Source organism: Lysobacter soyae (assembly GCF_019551435.1).
Classification (GTDB): Bacteria; Pseudomonadota; Gammaproteobacteria; order Xanthomonadales; family Xanthomonadaceae; genus Solilutibacter; species Solilutibacter soyae.
In genome coordinates, this window is record NZ_CP080544.1 from 710,579 (window position 1) to 734,385 (window position 23,807).

13 protein-coding genes and 1 tRNA gene are annotated in these 23,807 nt (G+C 57.6%); 8 read left to right on the plus strand and 6 right to left on the minus strand.

Annotated elements, in window-relative coordinates; translation table 11 throughout:
* The first annotated feature begins 54 nt into the window (after positions 1 to 54).
* The 7 genes from rpoB to H8L67_RS03375 all read left to right on the plus strand — a co-directional run bounded on the left by rpoB (position 55) and on the right by H8L67_RS03375 (position 13,376).
* On the plus strand, positions 55 to 4,221 hold the full coding sequence (gene rpoB, locus H8L67_RS03345; RefSeq protein WP_220380363.1) for a DNA-directed RNA polymerase subunit beta: 4,167 nt from the start codon (positions 55 to 57) through the stop codon (positions 4,219 to 4,221).
* Positions 4,221 to 8,474, plus strand: coding sequence for a DNA-directed RNA polymerase subunit beta' (rpoC, locus tag H8L67_RS03350; RefSeq protein WP_220380364.1), 4,254 nt, complete (start codon positions 4,221 to 4,223; stop codon positions 8,472 to 8,474). The genes rpoB and rpoC overlap by 1 nt, the downstream gene beginning before the upstream one ends.
* Before the next feature lie 237 nt (positions 8,475 to 8,711).
* On the plus strand, positions 8,712 to 9,086 hold the full coding sequence (rpsL, locus tag H8L67_RS03355; RefSeq protein ID WP_166295382.1) for a 30S ribosomal protein S12: 375 nt from the start codon (positions 8,712 to 8,714) through the stop codon (positions 9,084 to 9,086).
* 60 nt (positions 9,087 to 9,146) lie between these two features.
* Entirely contained in the window at positions 9,147 to 9,614 is a 468-nt protein-coding gene (gene rpsG / locus H8L67_RS03360) for a 30S ribosomal protein S7 (protein ID WP_220380365.1), read from the plus strand.
* Between the two features lie 153 nt (positions 9,615 to 9,767).
* Entirely contained in the window at positions 9,768 to 11,864 is a 2,097-nt protein-coding gene (fusA, locus tag H8L67_RS03365) for an elongation factor G (protein ID WP_220380366.1), read from the plus strand.
* A gap of 63 nt (positions 11,865 to 11,927) precedes the next feature.
* A complete protein-coding gene (gene tuf / locus H8L67_RS03370; protein WP_220380357.1) occupies positions 11,928 to 13,118 on the plus strand; it encodes an elongation factor Tu in 1,191 nt (396 codons plus the stop codon).
* 182 nt (positions 13,119 to 13,300) lie between these two features.
* Positions 13,301 to 13,376: transfer RNA gene (locus tag H8L67_RS03375), tRNA-Ala, on the plus strand.
* An 853-nt stretch (positions 13,377 to 14,229) separates the two neighbouring features.
* Here the strand turns inward: H8L67_RS03375 and H8L67_RS03380 are convergent.
* The 6 genes from H8L67_RS03380 to H8L67_RS03405 all read right to left on the minus strand — a co-directional run bounded on the left by H8L67_RS03380 (position 14,230) and on the right by H8L67_RS03405 (position 22,876).
* On the minus strand, positions 14,230 to 14,592 hold the full coding sequence (locus tag H8L67_RS03380) for a glypican family protein (RefSeq protein ID WP_220380367.1): 363 nt from the start codon (positions 14,590 to 14,592) through the stop codon (positions 14,230 to 14,232).
* Positions 14,593 to 14,949: 357 nt separating this feature from the next.
* Positions 14,950 to 18,168 (minus strand): type I restriction endonuclease subunit R, encoded by a 3,219-nt coding sequence (locus H8L67_RS03385; protein WP_220380368.1) that lies wholly within the window; start codon positions 18,166 to 18,168, stop codon positions 14,950 to 14,952.
* 34 nt (positions 18,169 to 18,202) lie between these two features.
* Positions 18,203 to 19,279: a hypothetical protein gene (locus H8L67_RS03390; protein WP_220380369.1), complete on the minus strand. Its 1,077-nt coding sequence runs from the start codon at positions 19,277 to 19,279 to the stop codon at positions 18,203 to 18,205.
* Complete coding sequence (locus H8L67_RS03395) at positions 19,254 to 20,576, minus strand: restriction endonuclease subunit S (RefSeq protein WP_255556023.1); 1,323 nt, start codon at positions 20,574 to 20,576, stop codon at positions 19,254 to 19,256. Before H8L67_RS03395 ends, H8L67_RS03390 begins: the two co-directional genes overlap by 26 nt.
* The gene (locus H8L67_RS03400) at positions 20,566 to 22,122 is read right to left on the minus strand and encodes a class I SAM-dependent DNA methyltransferase (protein WP_220380370.1); all 1,557 of its coding nucleotides are present in this window, start codon (positions 22,120 to 22,122) and stop codon (positions 20,566 to 20,568) included. The genes H8L67_RS03395 and H8L67_RS03400 overlap by 11 nt, the downstream gene beginning before the upstream one ends.
* Positions 22,123 to 22,246: 124 nt before the next feature.
* On the minus strand, positions 22,247 to 22,876 hold the full coding sequence (locus H8L67_RS03405; RefSeq protein ID WP_220380371.1) for a trimeric intracellular cation channel family protein: 630 nt from the start codon (positions 22,874 to 22,876) through the stop codon (positions 22,247 to 22,249).
* A 129-nt stretch (positions 22,877 to 23,005) separates the two neighbouring features.
* Between H8L67_RS03405 and ygiD the strand changes: the two genes are divergently transcribed.
* On the plus strand, positions 23,006 to 23,785 hold the full coding sequence (ygiD, locus tag H8L67_RS03410; protein WP_220380372.1) for a 4,5-DOPA-extradiol-dioxygenase: 780 nt from the start codon (positions 23,006 to 23,008) through the stop codon (positions 23,783 to 23,785).
* The last annotated feature ends 22 nt before the right edge of the window (positions 23,786 to 23,807 follow it).

The window sequence follows — 23,807 nt, forward strand, 5'->3', positions numbered from 1 at the left end:
CCTGACAGTTCCAACGGCGTTCCGTTGGCCTCAAATGAAGGTGATTTCAAGATCATGGCGAATACATCCGCACAGCAATACTCTTTCACCGAGAAGAAGCGCATTCGAAAGAATTTCGGCAAACGCCGCGCGATCCTCGAGGTGCCCTTCCTGCTCGCCATTCAAGTCGACTCCTACAGGGAATTCCTGCAGGCCGACAAAGATCCGGAAAAGCGCGACGACAAAGGTCTGCATGCAGCCTTGAAGTCGGTGTTCCCGATCCGCAGCAACAATGGCTTCGCCGCACTCGAATATGCCGGTTACACCTTGGGTGAACCGCCGTTCGACGAGCGCGAATGCCGCAACCGCGGTTTGTCCTACGGCGCCCCGTTGCGCGCCAAAGTCCGTCTTGTCATCTACGATCGCGAATCGTCCGACAAGAAGGTCAAGTACGTCAAAGAGCAAGACGTCTACATGGGCGAAGTCCCGCTGATGACCGAAAACGGCACGTTCATCGTGAACGGCACCGAGCGCGTCATCGTGTCGCAATTGCACCGCTCGCCGGGTGTGTTCTTCGACCACGACCGTGGCAAGACCCACAGCTCGGGCAAGCTGCTCTATAGCGCACGCATCATTCCTTACCGCGGCTCCTGGCTCGACTTCGAATTCGATCCGAAGGATGCCCTGTACACCCGTATCGACCGTCGCCGTAAATTGCCGGTCTCGATCTTGTTGCGCGCGTTGGGTTACACCAACGAAGAAATGCTCAACGAGTTCTACGAAATCAACACCTTCCATATCTTGAGCGAAGGCGTCGAGCTTGAGCTTGTGCCGGATCGTCTGCGTGGCGAAACGCTCGAATTCGACCTCGCCGATGGCGACAAGGTCATTGTGGAAGCCGGCAAGCGCATCACCGCGCGTCACGTCAAGCAATTGAACGATGCCGCCATCGCCGCGCTCGCCGTGCCGGACAGCTACCTCATGGGTCGCGTGCTCTCGCACGACGTCGTCGATGAATCCACCGGCGAACTCATCGCCAGTGCCAACGACGAAATCACCGAAGCGCATCTCGAAGCGTTCCGCAAAGCGGGCGTCACGGCCGTCGGTACCATCTGGACCAACGATCTCGATCGCGGCGCGTACATTTCGAACACCCTGCGCATCGACCACAGCAAGACCCAGCTCGATGCCTTGGTCGAAATCTACCGCATGATGCGTCCGGGCGAACCGCCGACCAAGGACGCTGCGCAAAACCTGTTCCACAACTTGTTCTTCACCTTCGACCGTTACGACTTGTCGTCGGTCGGCCGCATGAAGTTCAACCGCCGTCTGGGCCGTCGCGAAGTCGAAGGCTCGCCGATCTTGTACGACGCGCGTTACTTCCAAGACCGCAACGACGACGAAAGCAAGCGCTACGTTGAAGCCAACGGCAACACCTCCGACATCCTCGATGTCATCAAGGTGCTGACCGAAATCCGCAACGGCCGCGGTGGCGTCGACGATATCGACCACTTGGGCAACCGTCGCGTGCGTTCGGTCGGTGAAATGGCTGAAAACACCTTCCGCGTAGGCTTGGTCCGCGTGGAACGTGCCGTGCGTGAACGCCTGACCATGGCGGAAACCGATGGCCTGACTCCGCAAGACCTGATCAACGCCAAGCCGGTTGCGGCTGCGATGAAGGAGTTCTTCGGTTCGTCGCAGCTCTCGCAGTTCATGGATCAAAACAACCCGCTGTCGGAAGTCACGCACAAGCGTCGCGTGTCGGCCCTCGGCCCGGGCGGCTTGACCCGCGAACGCGCCGGCTTCGAAGTCCGCGACGTTCACCCGACGCACTACGGTCGTGTCTGCACCATCGAAACGCCGGAAGGTCCGAACATCGGTTTGATCAACTCCTTGGCCGTGTTCGCACGGACCAACGGTTACGGTTTCCTTGAAACCCCGTACCGCAAGGTGATCAACGGTCGCGTCACCGACGAGATCGAATACCTGTCGGCCATCGAAGAAAACGAATACGTCATTGCGCAGGCCAACGCCGCACAAGACGCCGACCGCAACATCGATGCGCAATTCGTTGCCTGTCGTTACCAAGGTGAAACCACGCTGCGTCCGCCGAGCGAAGTCGACTTCATGGACGTCTCGCCCATGCAGACGGTGTCGGTCGCTGCCGCACTCGTGCCGTTCCTTGAGCACGATGACGCAAACCGTGCATTGATGGGTGCGAACATGCAGCGCCAAGCCGTGCCGACTTTGCACGCGCAAAAGCCGCTGGTGGGTACCGGCATCGAACGCGCCGTGGCGCGTGACTCCGGTGTGACCGTGAACGCACGTCGCGGCGGTGTCATCGAGCAAATCGATGCCGGCCGTATCGTGGTCAAGGTCAACGAAGCCGAAATTTCGGGTGAAACCGATGCCGGCGTCGATATCTACACCTTGGTCAAATACACCCGCTCCAACCAAAACACCTGCATCAACCAACGCCCGTTGGTCACCGTGGGTGATGTGATTGCACGCGGCGACGTCTTGGCGGACGGTCCGTCCACCGACATCGGCGAATTGGCCCTCGGCCAAAACATGCTGGTCGCGTTCATGCCGTGGAACGGCTACAACTTCGAAGACTCGATCCTGCTCTCGGAACGCGTCGTTGAAGAAGATCGCTACACCACCATCCACATCGAAGAACTGGTCTGCCAAGCGCGTGACACCAAGCTCGGCGCGGAAGAAATTTCGCAAGACATCCCGAACGTGTCCGAACATGCCTTGAATCGTCTCGACGAATCCGGCGTGGTCTACATCGGTGCGGAAGTGCGCGCAGGTGACATCCTGGTCGGCAAAGTCACGCCCAAGGGCGAAAGCCAACTGACCCCGGAAGAAAAACTGCTTCGCGCCATCTTCGGTGAAAAAGCCTCCGACGTGAAAGACAGCTCGCTGCGCGTGCCCCCGGGCATGGACGGCACCGTCATCGACGTGCAGGTCTTCACGCGTGACGGTGTTGATCGCGACAAGCGCGCATTGAAGATCCAGGAAGAAGAAATCCGTCGCGTCAAGAAGGATTTCGACGACCAACGTTTGATCCTCGAAGCCGCCATCTACCAGCGTCTGCGCCAAGTCTTGCTCGGCAAGACCGCGAAGGGCGGGGTGGGTGTCAAGTCGGGTGAAACCATCACCTCGCTGGTGCTCGACCAACTCGATCGCAAGCAGTGGTTCGCTTTGAAGATGAAGGACGACGACGCGCAAGACGCGATCGAACGCGCCCAAAAGCAAATCGAACTGCACGCCAAGGAATTCGAACGCCGCTTTGAAGACAAGCGCTCGAAGATCCAACAAGGCGACGATCTGGCACCGGGCGTGCTCAAGATGGTCAAGGTGTTCCTGGCAGTGAAGCGTCGCATCCAACCGGGTGACAAGATGGCCGGCCGACACGGTAACAAGGGTGTCGTCTCGAACATCGTGCCGGTGGAAGACATGCCGTACATGGCCGACGGCCAAACCGTCGACATCGTGCTCAATCCGCTCGGCGTGCCGTCGCGGATGAACATCGGTCAGGTCCTCGAAGTCCACTTGGGTTGGGCGGCGAAGGGTCTGGGCCAGAAGATCCAACGCATGTTGGATGCCAAGGCCGCCGTGTCCGAACTGCGCAAGTTCCTCGATCAGATCTACAACCACGACACCATCGAACACGAAGTCCGCGTTGACCTCGGCCAGTTCAATGATGAAGAGCTGATGCGCCTCGCCAACAACCTCACCGACGGCGTGCCGATGGCCACCCCGGTGTTCGACGGTGCTGCCGAATCGGAAATCAAGGCCATGCTCGAATTGGCTGATTTGCCGGTGTCGGGTCAGACCCAGTTGTATGACGGTCGTACCGGCGAAGCCTTCGATCGCAAGACCACGGTCGGTTACATGCACATGCTGAAGTTGAACCACTTGGTGGACGACAAGATGCACGCACGTTCCACCGGTCCGTACTCGCTCGTCACGCAGCAGCCGCTGGGTGGTAAGGCGCAGTTCGGCGGTCAGCGCTTCGGTGAAATGGAAGTCTGGGCACTGGAAGCCTACGGTGCCGCTTACACCTTGCAAGAAATGCTGACTGTGAAGTCGGACGACGTGCAGGGCCGTAACCAGATGTACAAGAACATCGTGGATGGCAACTACGAAATGGTGGCGGGTATGCCGGAATCGTTCAACGTGTTGTTGAAGGAAATCCGCTCGCTCGGCATCAACATGGAGTTGGAGGAACACTAATGAAAGATCTTCTCAATCTGTTCAACATGCAGCGTGCGTTGCCGGACTTCGACGCGATCAAGATCGCGCTCGCATCCCCGGACATGATCCGTTCGTGGTCGTTCGGCGAAGTCAAAAAGCCGGAAACCATCAACTACCGCACCTTCAAGCCGGAACGTGACGGCCTGTTCTGCTCGGCCATCTTCGGACCGATCAAGGACTACGAATGCCTCTGCGGCAAGTACAAGCGCATGAAGCATCGCGGCGTTGTCTGTGAAAAGTGCGGCACCGAAGTCACGCTCGCCAAAGTGCGCCGTGAACGCATGGGCCACATCGATCTCGCATCGCCGGTCGCGCACATCTGGTTCTTGAAGTCGCTGCCGTCGCGCATCGGTTTGATGCTGGACATGAGCCTGCGTGACATCGAACGCATCCTCTACTTCGAAGCCTACGTCGTCACCGACGCCGGCCTCACCACGCTCGAACCTCGCCAGTTGCTCAACGAAGAGCAATACATGCTGGCCCGCGAAGAGTTCGGTAAGGACTTCGAAGCCGGCATGGGTGCTGAAGCCGTGTTCGAACTCCTCAAAGAGATCGACCTGCAAAGCGAAATGGTCAACCTGAAGGAAGAGATCGCCTCGACCTCCTCGGAAACCAAGCTCAAGCGTTTCACCAAGCGCATCAAATTGATCGAAGCCTTCCAGGAATCGGGCAACCGTCCGGAATGGATGATCATGACGGTGTTGCCGGTGTTGCCGCCGGACCTGCGTCCGCTGGTGCCGCTGGACGGCGGTCGTTTCGCGACCTCCGACCTCAACGACCTCTACCGTCGCGTCATCAACCGCAACAACCGTTTGCGCCGCCTGCTTGAACTCACCGCGCCGGACATCATCGTGCGCAACGAAAAGCGCATGCTGCAAGAATCGGTTGACGCCTTGATGGACAACGGCCGTCGCGGCCGCGCCATCACCGGCACCAACAAGCGCGCCCTCAAGTCGCTCGCCGACATGATCAAGGGCAAGCAAGGTCGCTTCCGTCAAAACTTGCTCGGCAAGCGCGTCGACTACTCGGGCCGTTCGGTCATCGTGGTCGGTCCGACCCTGCGTCTGCACGAATGCGGTCTGCCGAAGAAAATGGCGCTTGAATTGTTCAAGCCCTTCATCTTCGCCAAGCTGCAATCGCGCGGCCTCGCCACCACCATCAAGGCGGCGAAGAAGCTCGTTGAACGCGAAGAAGCGGAAGTGTGGGACATCCTCGAAGAGGTGATCCGCGAGCATCCGGTGTTGCTGAACCGCGCACCGACGCTTCACCGTCTCGGTATCCAGGCATTCGAACCGGTCCTGATCGAAGGCAAGGCCATCCAGTTGCACCCGCTCGTGTGTACGGCATTCAACGCCGACTTCGACGGTGACCAAATGGCTGTCCACGTGCCGTTGTCGATCGAAGCGCAGCTCGAAGCCCGCGCTTTGATGATGGCCTCGAACAACATCCTGTCGCCTGCCAACGGCGAGCCGATCATCGTGCCGTCGCAAGACGTCGTGTTGGGCTTGTACTACATGACCCGCGCGCTTGAAAACAAGCGTGGTGAAGGCATGGTGTTCGCCAACGTCTCTGAAGTGAAGCGTGCATACGAATCACAACACGACGAAGGCGGTCGCGTGGTCGAACTGCACGCCAAGGTCAAGGTGCGTATCACCGGAACCGTTGGGGATGTCACCGGCACCAAGATCGTTGAAACCACCGTCGGTCGTGCCTTGCTCGCCGAGATCATGCCCAAGGGCCTGCCCTTTGAGCTGGTCAACACCGAGCTGACCAAGAAGAACATCAGCCGCCTGATCAACACCAGCTATCGCATGTTGGGCTTGAAGGACACCGTCGTGTTCGCCGACCAACTGATGTACACCGGCTTCCGTTATGCAACGCGCGCCGGCGTGTCCATCGGTATCGACGACATGACCATCCCGGACGCCAAGAAGGGCATCCTGGCCTCGGCCGAACAAGAAGTGCTGGAAATCCAAGAACAGTACCAATCGGGTCTCGTGACCGCCGGCGAACGCTACAACAAAGTGGTCGACATCTGGTCGCGCACCAATGAAAAGGTGGCCAAGGCGATGATGGACACCATCGGCACCGAGAAGGTGGTGAACGCCAAGGGCGAAACCATCGATCAGAAGTCGATGAACTCCATTTACATCATGGCCGACTCGGGTGCGCGTGGTTCGCAAGCCCAGATCCGTCAGCTCGCCGGTATGCGTGGTTTGATGGCGAAGCCGGACGGCTCGATCATCGAAACGCCGATCACGGCGAACTTCCGCGAAGGTCTGAACGTGCTTCAGTACTTCATCTCGACCCACGGTGCACGTAAAGGTCTGGCCGATACCGCACTGAAGACGGCGAACTCGGGTTACCTGACCCGTCGTCTGGTCGACGTGGCACAAGACGTGGTCATCGTGCTCGACGACTGCGGCACGATGGAAGGCATCACCATGACGCCGATCATCGAAGGCGGCGACGAAGTCGAACCGTTGCGCGACCGCGTCCTCGGCCGCATCGTGGCGGAAGACGTGTTCCTGCCGGGCGACGACGAAGAACCGATCGTCACCCGCAACACGCTGCTCGACGAAGCTTGGGTCAAGAAGCTGGAAGACAACAGCGTGCAGCTGGTGAAGGTGCGTTCCACCATCACCTGTGAAGCACCGTTCGGCGTCTGCGCACACTGCTACGGTCGTGACCTCGGTCGCGGTCACTTGGTCAACATGGGTGAAGCCGTCGGCGTCGTCGCGGCACAATCCATCGGTGAACCGGGTACCCAGCTCACCATGCGTACCTTCCACATCGGTGGTGCGGCATCGCGTGCGGCAGCTATCGACAACATCACCGTGAAGACCACCGGTACGGTCAAGTTCAACAACCTCAAGTTCGTTGAACAAGCCAACGGCAACGTCGTTGCGGTGTCGCGTTCGGGCGAAGTGTCGGTGCTCGACTTGCACGGTCGCGAGCGCGAACGTTACAAGCTGCCTTACGGCGCCACCATCACCGTTCATGACGGTGCGGCGGTGAAGGGCGGTCAAACCATCGCCAACTGGGATCCGCATAACCACCCGATCGTTTCGGAAGTCCAAGGTTTCGTGCGCTTCATCGACTTCACCGATGGCATCACCGTCATCGAGAAGACCGACGAACTCACCGGCTTGGCGTCGCGTGAAATCACCGATCCGAAGCGTCGTGGTTCGCAAGGCAAGGACCTGCGTCCGCTGGTTCGCATCGTCGACAAAGCAGGCAAGGACCTCAACATCCCGGGTACCGACCTGCCGGCGCAATACCTGTTGCCGCCGCGCTCGATCGTCAACCTGCAAGACGGCGCCGCCGTCGGCGTGGGTGACGTGGTCGCGAAGATTCCGCAAGAAGCTTCGAAGACCCGCGACATCACCGGTGGTCTGCCGCGCGTGGCCGACTTGTTCGAAGCGCGCAAGCCGAAGGATCAAGCGATCCTGTCCGAAATCTCGGGCGTGGTCAGCTTCGGTAAGGACACCAAGGGCAAGCAACGTCTGATCATCAAGGGACCGGACGGTCAGGAACACGAAGAACTGATTCCCAAGTACCGCCAAATCATCGTGTTCGAAGGCGAACACGTGGAGAAGGGCGATACCGTCGTGGACGGCGAACCGAACCCGCAAGACATCCTGCGTTTGAAGGGTGTCGAGGAATTGGCCGCCTACCTCGTCAAGGAAATCCAGGACGTGTACCGCCTGCAAGGCGTGAAGATCAACGACAAGCACATTGAAGTGATCATCCGTCAGATGCTGCGCAAGGTGGAAATCACCGATGCCGGTGACAGCCGTTACCTCGCCGGTGAACAGCTGGAACGTCAGCGCGTCATCGAGGAAAACCGTTCGATCGCCGCCCGCAAGGAAATCGAAGCCAAGTGGGCACCGGTTCTGCTCGGTATCACCAAGGCCTCGTTGGCGACCGAGTCGTTCATCTCGGCGGCGTCCTTCCAGGAAACCACTCGCGTCCTCACCGAGGCAGCGGTCCGTGGTACCCGCGACAACCTGCGCGGCCTGAAGGAAAACGTCATCGTCGGTCGTCTGATTCCGGCCGGTACGGGTCTCGCCTATCACACCCAACGTCGTCGCAAGGCCGAAGGCCTGCTCAGCGAAGACGAGCTGGATGTGCTGGCCGCCGCACCGTCGGTGGTGGACGTCGAAGAACCCGCGGCACCGCAAGTCATGATGTACGAAGGTGACGAACCGGCCGCAAACCCGGAAAACTGAGTTATACTTAGCGGGTTAGAGGGGCCTTAGGGCCACCTCCAGATTCTGGAAAGAGGTGCCAAGGAATGGCGCCTCGTGTCCAGTTCACGGATGAGGGGATTAATGAAGTTTTGCCGGTTTGACGCGCAGGCGTCGAGCCGGCTATACTTTTTCGTCTAACTTGGCCGGGTTTCGCATGTTTCCCGGCCTTGTTGTTTGAACTGAACGGGCATCCGCCCTCGAATCACACGGTAAATCATGGCAACCATCAACCAGCTGGTCCGCAAGCCGCGGAGCCCGGAAACTTATAAGAGCACTTCGCCGGCATTGGCGAACTGCCCGCAACGTCGCGGCGTCTGCACGCGCGTTTACACCACCACCCCGAAGAAGCCGAACTCGGCAATGCGTAAGGTGGCCAAGGTGCGTCTCACCAATGGTTACGAAGTCATTTCGTACATCGGTGGTGAAGGCCACAACCTGCAAGAGCACAGCGTGGTCCTGATCCGCGGTGGCCGTGTGAAGGATTTGCCGGGTGTGCGTTACCACACCGTGCGCGGTTCGCTCGACGCCGCCGGTGTCGCCAAGCGTCGCCAACGCCGCTCGAAGTACGGCGCCAAGCGTCCGAAGGCGTAAAGCCAATTTCCTGCCGTCGGATTTCCGGTGGCTCCAAGAACTACAGATTGAGATACACCCATGTCGCGTAAAGGTTCAACCCCGCAACGCAATGTCCTTCCGGACCCGAAGCACGGATCGGAAACCATTGCACGTTTCATCAACATGGTCATGCAAAGTGGCAAGAAGTCGATCGCTGAAAAGATCGTCTACGGCGCCATGGACGTGATCGGTGAAAAGAACCCCAATTCCCTGGAATTGGTGGAAAAAGCCCTCGCAAATGTCGCACCGACTGTTGAAGTGAAGTCGCGTCGCGTCGGCGGCGCCACCTATCAGGTGCCGGTCGAAGTCCGCGCTTCGCGTCGTATGGCCTTGGCCATGCGCTGGTTGATTGAATCTGCGCGCAAGCGCGGTGAAAACTCCATGCCGCGCAAGCTCGCTGCTGAATTGTTGGACGCCTCGGAAAGCCGCGGCGGCGCCATCAAGAAGCGCGAAGAAACGCACCGCATGGCGGAAGCCAACAAGGCATTCGCGCACTTCCGCTGGTAATCGGTTTCGCCAGTGGAAGCCGGTAATACCGGCCTTCGCGACCTCACGCGCCTCCGGGCGCGTGGATCCATCCAGAGGCCGCCCCATGGGCGGCGTTTGGGCATTTACCGGTAAGGATTTCCTTCCGGTCAAAACACAAAGAGAGAGACGACCGTGGCACGCACCACTCCTATCGAACGCTATCGCAATTTCGGCATCATGGCTCACATCGATGCCGGCAAGACCACTACGTCTGAACGCATCCTGTTCTACACCGGCAAGAGCCACAAGATCGGTGAAGTGCACGATGGTGCCGCCACCATGGACTGGATGGAGCAGGAACAGGAACGTGGTATCACGATCCAATCCGCTGCGACCACGGCATTCTGGAAAGGCATGGACAAGTCCTTGCCGGAACACCGCTTCAACATCATCGACACCCCCGGCCACGTTGACTTCACCATCGAAGTGGAGCGCTCCTTGCGCGTGCTCGACGGTGCCGTGTTCGTGTTGTGCGCCGTCGGTGGCGTGCAGCCGCAGTCGGAAACCGTGTGGCGCCAAGCCAACAAGTACCACGTGCCGCGCATCGCGTTCGTCAACAAGATGGACCGCACCGGTGCCAACTTCCTCAAGGTTCGTGACCAATTGAAGTCGCGCCTCGGTGCCGTGCCGGTGCCGATGCAAGTGCCGATCGGCGCTGAAGACAACTTCGAAGGCGTTGTCGACTTGCTGAAGATGAAAGCGATTCATTGGGATACCGCTTCGCAAGGCATGAAGTTCGAATACAAGGACATTCCGGCCGAATTGCAAGCCGAAGCCGAAGAAGCGCGCGCCTTCATGGTGGAAAGCGCGGCTGAAGCCAACGAAGAGCTGATGGACAAGTACCTCGGCGGCGAAGAGCTGACCGAAGCCGAAATCGTCAACGCATTGCGCGAACGCACCTTGAAGACCGAAATCGTGCCGATGTACTGCGGCACCGCGTTCAAGAACAAGGGCGTGCAAGCCATGCTCGACGGCGTGATCCAACTCCTGCCGTCGCCTGTCGACGTGCCGGACGTGAAGGGCCTCGACGTTGACGACGAAACGGTTGAAATGACCCGCAAGTCGTCTGACAAAGACCCCTTCTCGGCGCTCGCGTTCAAGATCATCACCGACCCGTTCGTGGGTTCGCTGACCTTCTTCCGCGTGTACTCGGGCACCCTGAATGCCGGCGACCAAGTCTTGAACTCGGTCAAGAGCAAGAAGGAACGCATCGGTCGATTGCTGCAAATGCACTCGAACAACCGCGAAGAAATCAAAGAAGTGTTGGCAGGCGACATCGCCGCAGCCGTCGGCTTGAAGGACGTCACCACCGGTGACACCTTGTGCTCGATGGACGCGCCGATCATCCTCGAACGCATGGTGTTCCCGGAGCCGGTCATCTCGATGGCGGTCGAACCGAAGACCAAGTCGGACCAGGAAAAGATGGGTATCGCTTTGGGCCGTTTGGCGCAAGAAGATCCGTCGTTCCGCGTGCGTACCGACGAAGAATCCGGCCAAACCATCATCGCGGGCATGGGCGAATTGCACCTCGACATCATCGTCGACCGCATGAAGCGCGAGTTCAACGTGGAAGCCAACGTCGGCAAGCCGCAGGTGGCTTACCGCGAAACCATCCGCAAGACCGTCAAGTCGGAAGGCAAGTTCGTTCGCCAGTCCGGTGGTAAGGGTCAGTTCGGTCACGTGTGGCTCGAAATCTCGCCGCAAGAAGCCGGCCAAGGTTACGAGTTCGAAAACGCGATCGTCGGTGGTGTGGTGCCGAAGGAATACATCCCGGCTGTCGACAAGGGCATCCAGGAAGCTTTGGCCAACGGTATCCTCGCCGGTTACCCGATCGTTGACGTCAAGGTCAAGCTGTTCGACGGCTCGTACCACGAAGTCGACTCCTCGGAAATGGCGTTCAAAATCGCCGGCTCCATGGGCTTCAAGGAAGGCTTCAACAAGGCATCGCCTGTGTTGCTCGAGCCGATCATGAAGGTCGAAATCGTGACCCCGGAAGACTACCTCGGTGACGTCATGGGCGACGTGTCACGTCGTCGCGGCATCCTGCAGGGTCAGGACGACAGCCCGTCGGGCAAGATCATCAACGCGATGATCCCGCTGGGTGAAATGTTCGGTTACGCCACCACCTTGCGCTCGATGTCGCAAGGCCGCGCGACCTTCTCGATGGAATTCGACCATTACGCCGAAGCCCCGTCGAACATCGCTGAACAGGCGATGAAGAAAAAGTAATCATGCAATGGGTCTGTCGCCAGACAGACCCCAATTTAAATTCTCCAATCAGGTAGAAGAGAAATGGCAAAGGAAAAGTTTGAGCGCAAGAAGCCGCACGTGAACGTGGGCACGATTGGTCACGTTGACCATGGCAAAACGACCTTGACGGCAGCACTGACGAAGGTTGGCGCAGAGCGTTTCGGTGGTGAATTCAAAGACTACTCGGCGATTGACGCCGCGCCGGAAGAGAAGGCCCGTGGTATCACGATCTCGACCGCGCACGTTGAATACGAAAGCCCGACGCGCCACTACGCGCACGTTGACTGCCCGGGCCACGCCGACTACGTGAAGAACATGATCACGGGTGCAGCGCAGATGGACGGCGCGATCCTGGTGTGCTCGGCCGCTGACGGCCCGATGCCGCAAACCCGCGAACACATCCTGCTGTCGCGCCAAGTTGGCGTGCCGCACATTGTGGTGTTCTTGAACAAGGCTGACATGGTTGACGACGCCGAGCTGCTCGAACTCGTCGAAATGGAAGTCCGTGAATTGCTGTCGAAGTACGACTTCCCGGGCGACGACACCCCGATCGTGCACGGTTCGGCTCGCTTGGCTTTGGAAGGCGACCAATCGGACATCGGCGTGCCGGCCATCCTGAAGTTGGTTGACGCGTTGGATTCGTACATTCCGGAACCGGAACGCGACATCGACAAGCCGTTCCTGATGCCGGTGGAAGACGTGTTCTCGATCTCGGGTCGCGGCACCGTGGTGACCGGCCGTATCGAACGCGGCATCATCAAGGTTGGTGACGAAATCGAAATCGTCGGTATCCGTCCGACCCAGAAGACGACCGTGACCGGCGTTGAAATGTTCCGCAAGCTGCTGGACCAAGGTCAAGCAGGCGACAACGCAGGTTTGCTGTTGCGCGGTACCAAGCGTGACGACGTTGAGCGCGGCCAAGTGTTGTGCAAGCCGGGTTCGATCAACCCGCATACCGACTTCGAAGCCGAAGTGTATGTGTTGTCGAAAGACGAAGGTGGCCGTCACACGCCGTTCTTCAAGGGTTACCGTCCGCAGTTCTACTTCCGTACCACCGATATCACCGGTGCGGTTGAATTGCCGGAAGGCGTTGAAATGGTGATGCCGGGCGACAACGTGAAGATGGTTGTCAGCTTGATCAACCCGGTGGCCATGGACGAAGGTCTGCGCTTCGCGATCCGCGAAGGCGGCCGTACCGTCGGCGCCGGCGTGGTCTCGAAGATCATCAAGTAATCATCCCCCTCCTTCTCCACAAAGTGGAGAAGGAACCCAACCCCTTCTCCACTACGTGGAGAAGGTGCCCCCAAAGGGGGCGGATGAGGCGCTCCTAAAAAAGCCCACCCTTGATAAACCCAAAAAAATCCCCCGCTCAAAAAAGCGGGGGATTTTTTTATGTATGATCAAACCGTACCTACGGGGCCATAGCTCAGCTGGGAGAGCGCGTCGTTCGCAATGACGAGGTCGGGAGTTCGATCCTCCCTGGCTCCACCAAACTCCTTACCATTGTTTGGGCTGCCTGCGCCCACCCGTTGTTCGCAAGGCTTGCGGGACTGTCGTCCGCGTTTTCCCGACAACACTCGAGGGATCGACAAGGAATTCTATGTTGTCGTGCCCTTCTGAAGGGTCGCTGCTGCACTGATAATCATGACCATGTTGTAAAACCGAACAAGGCTGTCGCTGCCGATACAAACTCCGTAAGCCCGTCCTTGATACTCCATCCATTGCGGTAGATTCCCAGAAACCCGTCCGCTTTCGCGCAACACAACGTTTATCCAAGTTATGTTTTCCGCTCCCACAGATGGAACCAGCAGACTCGTTGAATGATGCATCCAAGATGGTGACCGGTGACATCGTATTCCCCGACAAACGATTGATCGGTCCAACAATCCGTTAGATTGAGCATCATATTCAAGCGGCTCTAAAGGTTGCCTTCGGGTTGCCTATACAGCTTTTGACGCATTGACAGGAAGCCATCGAGCCATCGGAATTGGCAATACTTGACGCGGAGAAGCGAGAGCTCCTCCAGTATGTGACTGAGCGCTTGGATATTGAAGCCCACTTTAGACCTGCAAACCTCCAGAGTTTTATGATGGAAGATCACATGGTCTGAGCGTTCTTCTCGAAGTGCTTCTTGCAGCGGACAGTTGGCATCCAACGTGACTTACTTCAAATCAAATCTATCGACGCGGGTCGCGGAGTCGGCAATGAGCATCAGAATGCCCCTGCGGCAATGCTGATCTTCAGATCATTGCGACAATAAGTGTCCTGTCTCTAAGCGGGCTCGAGTAGGTCATTCTTGAGTTGGTAAATCGTCGCGTTAGGGTGGCGTGCGGATACTGCGGCTCTAGACTTTGAACTCAAAGTTTGGAATCCAGCTGTGGCGCTTGTTGAATTCGTTGAAAGCCGAAACCACGCCGATGTCGTGACCGAATATATAGCGAGTAGAATCCGAGCCAGGATTGACGAGCCTTAGTAGGCCTCTATAAATCTCAAAAGTGACGGGTGCAGTTTGTGTGAACTGGTTTAGGCAACGCTGTAGATATAAACCGTACAAATTCTTAGATTTATCTGCAATATCGTGTTCGGCATCGTCTACAAGTTCTTGGAGCAAGCCGCGGGCAGTAACCAAATGCTCTAGTTTCGCCCTATGATTCTGGGCGTCCTCCGCCTGTTCCAAATGCAGCTTCATTTCCTCGAAAGTGTCCATAAATGCACCATACATCTAAAGCACTCGAGTTAAGTCGCTGCCAACCTTCAGGTAGGTTTGACATCGAATTGATCCTAACTGTCGGCTTGAACCAATTAAAAAACCGATTTGCAAAAAACAGTAGAACAAACGCCCCGGCGGTTTATTGAGTTGCAGATATGGCGATTTCAGGTGGATGAAATTCCCCATGTCTGCCAGCAGCTGATGCACTTCCTTGTCCGCCCAGACTTACTCGCGCTTGTAGTCCAAGACTATATTGAAGCACTATCGCAATGCCTCCTCAAAGCGGTATTGGTGGTTCTCAATGCGTGCCATATCCCTCAGGCTCCCTTTGTTCTTGCGTTACCGACGTGACGGTTATCGCGAATGCTTATTGGGTAGTTCAGCGATGCGAACCGACCACCCCGATGACAACGCCTCAGCTTGCTGCAGCACGGTCTGCACTGCCGCATCCTGCAAATCAGGCGGATAGCCATACTTTCTCAGGATGCGCTTCACCAACACGCGCATCCGCGCTCTTGCCGAATCGCGGTGCGCCCAATCGACGGAGACGTTTTCGCGCAGACTGACCAGCAGCTCGTGAGCGATAAGTTTCAGCCTGTCGTCGCCCATCATCTGAATGGCGCTTTCGTTCTCGGCAAGTGCATCGTAGAAGGCAATCTCCTCGTCGGACAGCCCTTGCTCTTCACCCCGCTGGCGTGCCGCACGGATGTCCTTGGCCAACTGGATCAGCTCCTGCAGCACCTCTGCGGTCGTGATCGCATTGGCGTGGTAGCGCGCCATAGCGTCTTCTAGGCGTTCCGAGAAGGCCTTGGTCTGCACCACGTTGGCCTTGCTGCGCGAGCGAATCCCATCGTTCAGCAACTTGCGCAATGCTTCCAGAGCAAGATTCCTCTTCTCCATCTGTTGCACTTCGGCAAGGAACTCGTCGGAGAGGATGGAGATGTCCGGGCTCTTGACTCCTGCAGCCGCCAGGATGTCTACGATCTCGGTCGAAACCACAGCACGGCTTACGATTTGCTGGATAGCCAATTCGCGCTCCTGCTGGGCCATGCCAGACCCTGAACTGCTCTTGACCAATGCAGCGCGAATCGCCTGGAAGAAGCCAACCTCCTCTCGAATTTCTCGCGCCTCGTCAGAGGCAGAGGCCAAAGCGTAAGCCTTGGACAATGCGAGCACGGCATCCTGGTATCGGCGGTGAGCGTTCTTCTTACCCTCCGCCGTTCTTTCCTTCTCAGCCAGCTTCTGCTGCAGACCAAGAATCCACTCGATGGCGCCAGCCATCATTACCAAGCGCTCTTGGGGCGTACCACCAATCGCCGACGCATAGTCGTAGCCGTGGTACATGTCCCGCACGACCTCGTACTTCTCCATCAGCACTGCGATGGCCTGCGCTTCGTCGACGCCGGTGTTTTCTTGGTCGCTCTTGGAGTACTGTTGTAGAGCGGACTTCAGGCTTTGCGCAATGCCGATGTAGTCCACGATCAGTCCTGCGGGCTTGTCGCGGAACACACGGTTCACACGTGCAATCGCCTGCATTAGGCCATGCCCCTTCATCGGCTTATCCACGTACATCGTGTGCATGCACGGTGCGTCAAAGCCGGTGAGCCACATGTCCCGAACGATCACGAGCTTGAGCGGGTCTTTGGGATCGCGCGCACGCATCGCCAACAGATCACGCCGGGCCTTGTTGCCAATGTGCTGCTGCCACTCCTGCGGGTCGCTCGCGGCCCCCGTCATCACGATCTTAACAGCACCTGCGTTGTCATCGGTGCTGTGCCAGTCGGGTCGCAGCTTGATGATCTCGTCGTAGAGCTTCACGCAAATGCGACGGCTCATACACACCACCATCGCCTTGCCATCAAGGGCTGCCACACGGTCCTCGAAGTGGGCAATCATATCGTTGGCCACCAAAGCAAGGCGCTTATCGCTGCCAACCAGAGCTTCAACCGTTGACCACTTCTTCTTGAAGCGCTCCTGGTCGACCTCGGAGTCCTCCTCAGTCAGATCGTCAACCTCGGCGTCGATCTTCGGCTTCTCGTCCTCGTCGAGTTCGATGCGCGCCAACCGCGACTCGTAATAGATCGGAACGGTCGCACCATCCTCGACCGCACGGCTGATGTCGTAGACATCGATGTAGTTGCCGAATACCGCCGGGGTATTGACGTCGTCCGCTTCGATGGGCGTACCGGTAAAGCCGATGAAGGATGCGTTCGGCAGAGCGTCGCGCATGTACTTGGCAAAGCCATAGGAGATTTCGCCGGTCTTCGCGTCCACTTTGGCCTTGAAGCCGTATTGGCTGCGGTGCGCTTCATCCGCGATGACGACCACGTTGCGACGGGTAGTGAGCGGCTCCGCAACCTCGCCGAACTTCTGCAAGGTCGTGAAAATCACGCCGCCAGATGCCCGGCTCAAAACCTTCTGAAGATCTTCTCGGTTCTCGGCCTGCACGGGCGTCTGCCGGATCAGATCGCGGCACCTAGAGAAGGTAGAAAAGAGCTGATCGTCGAGGTCGTTGCGGTCAGTCAGCACCACCAACGTCGGGTTGGCCATTGCCGGGTGTTTGACCAGCTGCCCAGCGTAGAACGCCATCAGCAGGCTTTTGCCAGAGCCCTGGGTGTGCCAAATCACGCCCGCGCGCTTATCGCCTTGACGTTGAGTCCTCACACTTGGCAAACCGTAGCCAACAGGGTCTTCTGCCACTCCCTCCACTGCCATCGAAGCACGAACAGTCGATGCCACCGCGTGTCGCACTGCATGGAACTGGTGGTAGCCCGCGATGATCTTGGCCAGCCCCGAACCGGTTTCGCCGAAGACTGTGAAGTGACAGAGCAGGTCGAGCAGTCGACTATGCTCGAACACACCATCAATCAGTGTTGAAAGTTCCGGCGCGCCCTTCGGTGCAACGTCCGTGCCATCGGTAGTGCGCCACGGCATGAAGCGTTCAACGTCTGCCGACAGTGACCCCACCCGGGCCGCAATACCATCTGACGTAACCAGCAGCGCGTTGGTGTTGAACAGCGCCGGAATCTGCTTCTTGTAGGTCTGAAGCTGGTTGAACGCGCCCAGCAGATGCGCCCCCGCGCTGCCTGGAGCTTTCAGCTCAATCACCCCCAGCGGCAAGCCGTTCACGAACACCACCACATCGGGTCGCCGGTTGTTCTGGCCGTTGATCACCACGAACTGGCTTACCGCCAGCCAGTCGTTCTGCTCCGGGTTTTCGAGGTCGATGAGCGCGACCTTGCCCGCTGTCAGCGTGCCGTCGTCGGCGTAGTACTCGACGTCCACGCCTTCCGTCATCAGCTGGTGGAGGCGGCGGTTCTCTTCGAGCAACGATGGCAGATCGGACTGCATCACGCGCCGGACGGCTTCATGACGCGCCTCCAATGGCAAACCAGGATTCAGACGCGCAACGGCGTCCTCGAATCGTTTCTTGAGCACGACCTCATCGTGACTCTCGCGCTCCGGTCGGTGTCCATCTGGGCCAATGTCCTCCTCGCGTTCGACGACGTAATCGAGAGCTCGCAGCTGATCCAGCAACGCCTGCTCGACGGCGGCCTCAGATAGAAAAGCCATTATTGTTCTCCTGCGAATCTGAATTTGTACATTTCTATTCAGCCTCTAACCCAAAAACCCCCCGCAACTCATTTATTTCTGTTGCGAAGTTTTTTCGGCTTTCTTCGTGACGCGTGGCTTCACCAATAACTTCGTACTCAAGCCGCCTATCGGGGTCTTCCCCGCGTGTCTTTCTAAATATGCAAAGACGAGTAGAGTGACCGACGCCGTCCTCGCGAAAGTAAATCAACGGGCGAAGGCCAAAAATAAGCCCATCAGCAATAACGAGCATTTGTCCTTGCTGAAAATATTTCGCAGACTCCAGCATTTGCTGATGGCTAATTTTGATGTTCTGGATTGTCCTTGTGGAGCTATGCCCGCGGAATATTTCACATCGCAGAGTTGTCCCATCAACCTGACCTAAATATCGAACAATCTGGATGTCTTCTAGTCCATCAAGATCTGCAAGTACTTCCACTACATCTACATAGCATTCGGTAATCCAGCTCCGCGCCTGTACCTCAGACTGTGCCGCGCTATGAGAGAAGGCATTTCGAGACTGGTTGAGCTCCTTCATCGCAGCAAGTGTCGCCGCTGGTGAGATTTTTGCGACGGAGGGGAAAATTCCTGCTGCACTCAACTGGCTAGTGATTTTCTCGATGTTTTCAAGCCTTTGTGCAACGCTATCAGTGAACAGATCCTTGAACTTCAGCGGATCTACGACCGGAATATTTCGATGACGACATTCCGCCACAGCTAGCGCATGAAGAATATCGATGACCGACTCCCAGGTGTCCCGTAGAAGATGCAGGCGTTGCAGATCGCTCTCGTACCCATTTTCGAATCGGTAAAAATAGTAAGCAATCGGTGATGGAAATTGATTGCATACGGATTCTTTAATTCCTTCTTCGCGCTGTTGGGTGAAGTCCGAAAATGTCGCTTCATAAGTATCCGGACTCATGGTGAAAAGAACGAAGCTTGGCCTTGGCTGAAAACCAAAAATTTCGAGGTTTCCGCCCGTCTGTTCTGAGTACTGCTCATCCAACCACTCGTTGTATGTCGGACAAGCCTCATAATTGTTTGGGTCGAGCTGAAGCTTCATCTGATCAAGCCCCGAGAATGCGTTCAACATCCTGGACGCGCAGTTCGCCGGAGATTAGCTTGGGCATCAGAGTGTCGCGCAATTGGGCAAGGGAGCGGGATTGCTGCGCGTTGATGACCAATTGATCGAATTGCGAAGCAATGACTTCGTCAAATTGTTTCATGCTTTCCGGTGGTGCGACGGCAACCCTTGCTTCTGTTAGGTGCTTGCGCTGAATGTGGCCCATTGTTGTGGCCTTGCCAGCAGCGATAGCGCGGAAATCGGACAAATGATGACGAGTGGCGAAGAAATAGAACCACTTCGGCACTTCGGTGGAGGTAACTTTAAACAGATGCTGGTTCAATGCACCACGCCCACCATTCCACACTTCAACTTCGAGCGAACCCGACCACGAGAACAACACGTCGCCATCAACAACGACGTATTCAGCCTTAATTTCTGTGCTCGCCTTGTCTGCCCCAGTCGTATTTCCGGCGCGTAGTTGCGCAATCTTGATAACCGGCAGAAACTCGTCTTCGCTTTCGGGTGGGAATTTCTGTAGAGCAAGACCATTTAGATAGTTCGCAATCGAATCCAGAGAGCGCATTTCCCACCCCTCCGGAATCTCCCCCAACTCCGATTCGACGAGTCGGTCGGGGAAGAAGTCGTAGAGGTGCACGGGCAGGCCGGACAGCGATTGGCCGCGCTGCCAGCGGCCTTCCAGCTTGGCGCGCACCGGCTCGAAGTCCACGAACCACGCCTTGAACAAGGCGCGAGCCATCGCCTCCAGTGCTTCGTTTGCGTGGCGGTTGAGTTCGATCTTGTCGTCAATCGTGCCGAGTATGCGGGCGATGGCGCGCTGCTCTTCGATAGGAGGAATTTTTGTAGTAAAGCTCTCGATTCGTCCCGGCGCAGTGTGTTTTACCGTTGTTCCCGTAGCAGAGCCGACAATCCATGAGCGATATTCGTGCGTTCGCAATAGGTACTCAACGAATCGTGGCGACGTAGGTATTTCCTTCTTAAATTCGAGTAGACCAATGCGCTGGTTGTGCAGCCAAATGGTTGAATCGTTTGGAATGCTCGCTGCGTATCCGAGGGTGTCGGATTCTTTGCTGAGATCTGTCATCGTCACGACAACTTGCCCCGGCTTTAGAACGTAGTCCTCAGGCAACTGACCGTGGTAGTACTTGCGCTTTCCGTCTTGAAAGCCTCCGCCAATAGCAAAATTTCCTGGTGTAACCAACACAGTGGCTTGCGGTTCGTCAGTGAAGTACTCGCTCTTAAAAGCGAATCCATGCTTGACCCTGAATAGTTCCCCAAGTGAGACTGAGCGCCAATCATTCGCCATACCCAAGCTCCTTGAGATTGGCATCAATTGCGGCATCCAGCTTTGCTGCATCCGCGCGCTGCTCGCGCCATAACGCAGAGAGCCGCAGCATCTTTTCCTCGAAGGGTTCGCCGTCGCCTTCTTGTTCCGCCGCGCCGACATAGCGTCCCGGTGTCAGTACGTGGCCGTGTTTGCGGATGTCTTCCATCGATGCCGACTTACAGAAGCCAGCTACGTCGGCGTACTCCCCAGCGTCTTCCTCACCGCGCCAAGCGTGATAGGTGTCGGCGATCTTCTGGATATCTTCGTCCGTGAGTTCGCGCCGGGTGCGATCCACCAGCACGCCCATCTTGCGGGCGTCGATGAACAGTACTTGCCCACGCCGGTCACGCAGGCCCTTGCCGGGGTTCTTGTTGCGGGCCAGGAACCACAGGCACGCGGGAATCTGCGTGGAGTAGAAGAGCTGCCCAGGTAGCGCCACCATGCAATCCACCGCGTCGGCTTCGAGCATCGCCTTGCGGATGTCGCCTTCGCCCGACTGGTTAGAGCTCATCGAGCCGTTGGCGAGCACCACGCCCGCCGTGCCGTTGGGTGCAAGGTGGTGGTAGATGTGCTGGAGCCACGCGTAGTTGGCGTTGCCTACGGGCGGCGCACCAAACTTCCAGCGCACGTCTTCACGCAGGCGTTCGCCGCCCCAGTCAGAGATGTTGAATGGGGGATTAGCGAGGATGTAGTCGGCCTTGAGGTCGCGCAGTTCGTCCTTGTGGAAGCTGCCCTCGTTGTTCCAGCGGATGTCGGAATCGATGCCGCGCACGGCCAAGTTCATCTTGGCCAGTCGCCATGTGGTGTAGTTCGACTCCTGCCCGTAAATCGCAATGTCGCCAATGCGGCCGCCGTGCTCCTGCACGAACTTTTCCGACTGCACGAACATCCCGCCCGAGCCGCAGCACGGGTCGTATACACGGCCCGAGTACGGTTCCAGCATTTCGACCAGTACGCGCACCACGGAACGTGGGGTGTAGAATTCGCCGCCGCGCTTTCCTTCAGCACCGGCGAACTGGCCTAGGAAATACTCGTAGACGCGCCCGAGAATGTCCTTCGATCGGTCACCTTCCTCGTTGAGCGCAATGCCGGAGATCAGGTCGATCAGCTCGCCCAGCATCACTTTGTTGAGCGCGGGTCGGGCGTAGTCCTTGGGCAGCACGCCCTTCAGCGATTCGTTGTCTTTCTCGATTACGCGCATCGCGTCGTCGATCAAAGTGCCGATGCTGGAAAGCTTGGCGTTGGCTTGCAGGTGCGACCAGCGTGCCTCCTTGGGTACCCAGAACACATTGTCAGCGAGGTACTCGTCTTTGTCCTCGGCGGCCTGCGCATCTTCGGCCAGAAGCGCATTGTGTTTGGCCTCGAAGGCATCGGAGATGAACTTCAGGAAGATTAGCCCAAGCGCGACGTGCTTGTAGTCGGACGGCTCCATGTTACCGCGCAGCTTGTCAGCGGCCTTGAACATGTCCGCCTCGAAACCAAGCGTTCCGCCGTTAATGCTCTTACTTGAGTCAATGTTATTCATTGTGCATCTTCCAGTTTTCGAACGATTTGTACTGCGTAAATTCTCAATGCTTTAAAACTTTCTCCGCACATCAACGGCCGTTCACATGCACCGCGAAGATGTGGGCTCAGCAAGTGAGGGAACCTCATTTGTTCCTGTCCGTCCCCGCAACGGGCAAATGCCAGCCCCTACGCACCGCCAACATCCGCAAAACAAAACAAAGCAGCGCACCCGCAAACATCACCGCCGCAGACGGCAGGCCCAACGCTATACCAACCACCACCACGGTCGCACCAGCCAACGCCGCAATCGCATACAAATCCGCACGCAACACCATCGGCACATCGGCCAGCAACACATCACGCAACATCCCGCCGCCGATCCCGGTGAGCATGCCAAGCAACGCCGCCATCACCGGATTCAATCCGTAGTCCAAGGCTTTCTGCGCGCCGGCAACGGCAAACAATCCCAAGCCAGCGGCATCGAACATCCGCACCGGTGTTTTCATGCGTTCAATCAAGGGCGCCCAGAAGAAGGTGATAAGACCGGCACCCATCGCCACCGCCAAGTAGCGCCAGTCCCGCAATGCAGCTGGCGGCGTTGCACCAATCAACACGTCACGACAAATACCGCCAGCGCTTGAAGCGGCAAAAGAAAGTACGAGCACGCCGAACAGATCCAACTGCTTTCGTGTAGCCACAGTCGCGCCGCTCAATGCAAAGACGAACGTGCCGACTAAATCGGCGATCAACAGCAGAACTTCAGATGAAGGCATGGCGGTCCCTGGTCGCGTCGGTCACTTTAACATTTGAAAAGCGTGCTTTCGGAACACTGTGTCGCACGGCCACTGCTACTACGCCGAATCGCGAGTTGCTACGCTGGATAGCTATTCAAGGAGCATCCCATGAACGCACGCATGCCCACACTCTTCTTCGGTCACGGCAGCCCGATGAACGCCATCGAGGACAACGATTGGGCGCGTGCTTGGGGCGCCATCGGGCGTGACTTGCCCAAGCCGCGGGCCATTCTGTCGGTATCCGCGCACTGGTATGTGCCGGCCACGGCGGTCACCGCCAACGCGCGGCCCAAAACCATCCACGACTTCGGTGGTTTCCCGAAGCCCTTGTTCGACGTCCAATATCCGGCGCCCGGCGACGCGGATCTAGTCAAACGGGTTCAAGAGTTGTTGGCACCGCTTGCAGTGGCCGCGGATTCTTCTTGGGGTCTCGACCACGGCACTTGGTCCGTACTCTGTCATGTCTATCCGAATGCCGACATCCCGGTCGTCCAACTTTCCATCGACAGCACGAAACCGCCGGCCTTCCATTACGAGTTGGGGCGCAAGCTCCGTCCACTTCGCGACGAAGGCATTCTCCTGATGGGGAGCGGGGACGTCGTGCATAACCTCCACAGTTATGCCTGGGGCCGCCATCCGGTGGAACCGTTTGACTGGGCGACCCGTTTCGAGACCTTGGCCCGCAAGCTGATGGAGCAGGGGGATCATCAGACTTTGGTGGATTACGACGCTTTGGGGCGGGATGCGGAGCTGTCGATTCCGACGCCGGAGCATTATTTGCCGTTGTTGTATGTGCTTGGGGCGAGTTATGAGGGGGAGGTGCCGAGTTATCCGGTGGAGGGGATGGATGGGGGGTCTATTTCTATGTTGACGGTGCGGTTTGGGTGAGGGACTGGAGTAAGTGGGGGCT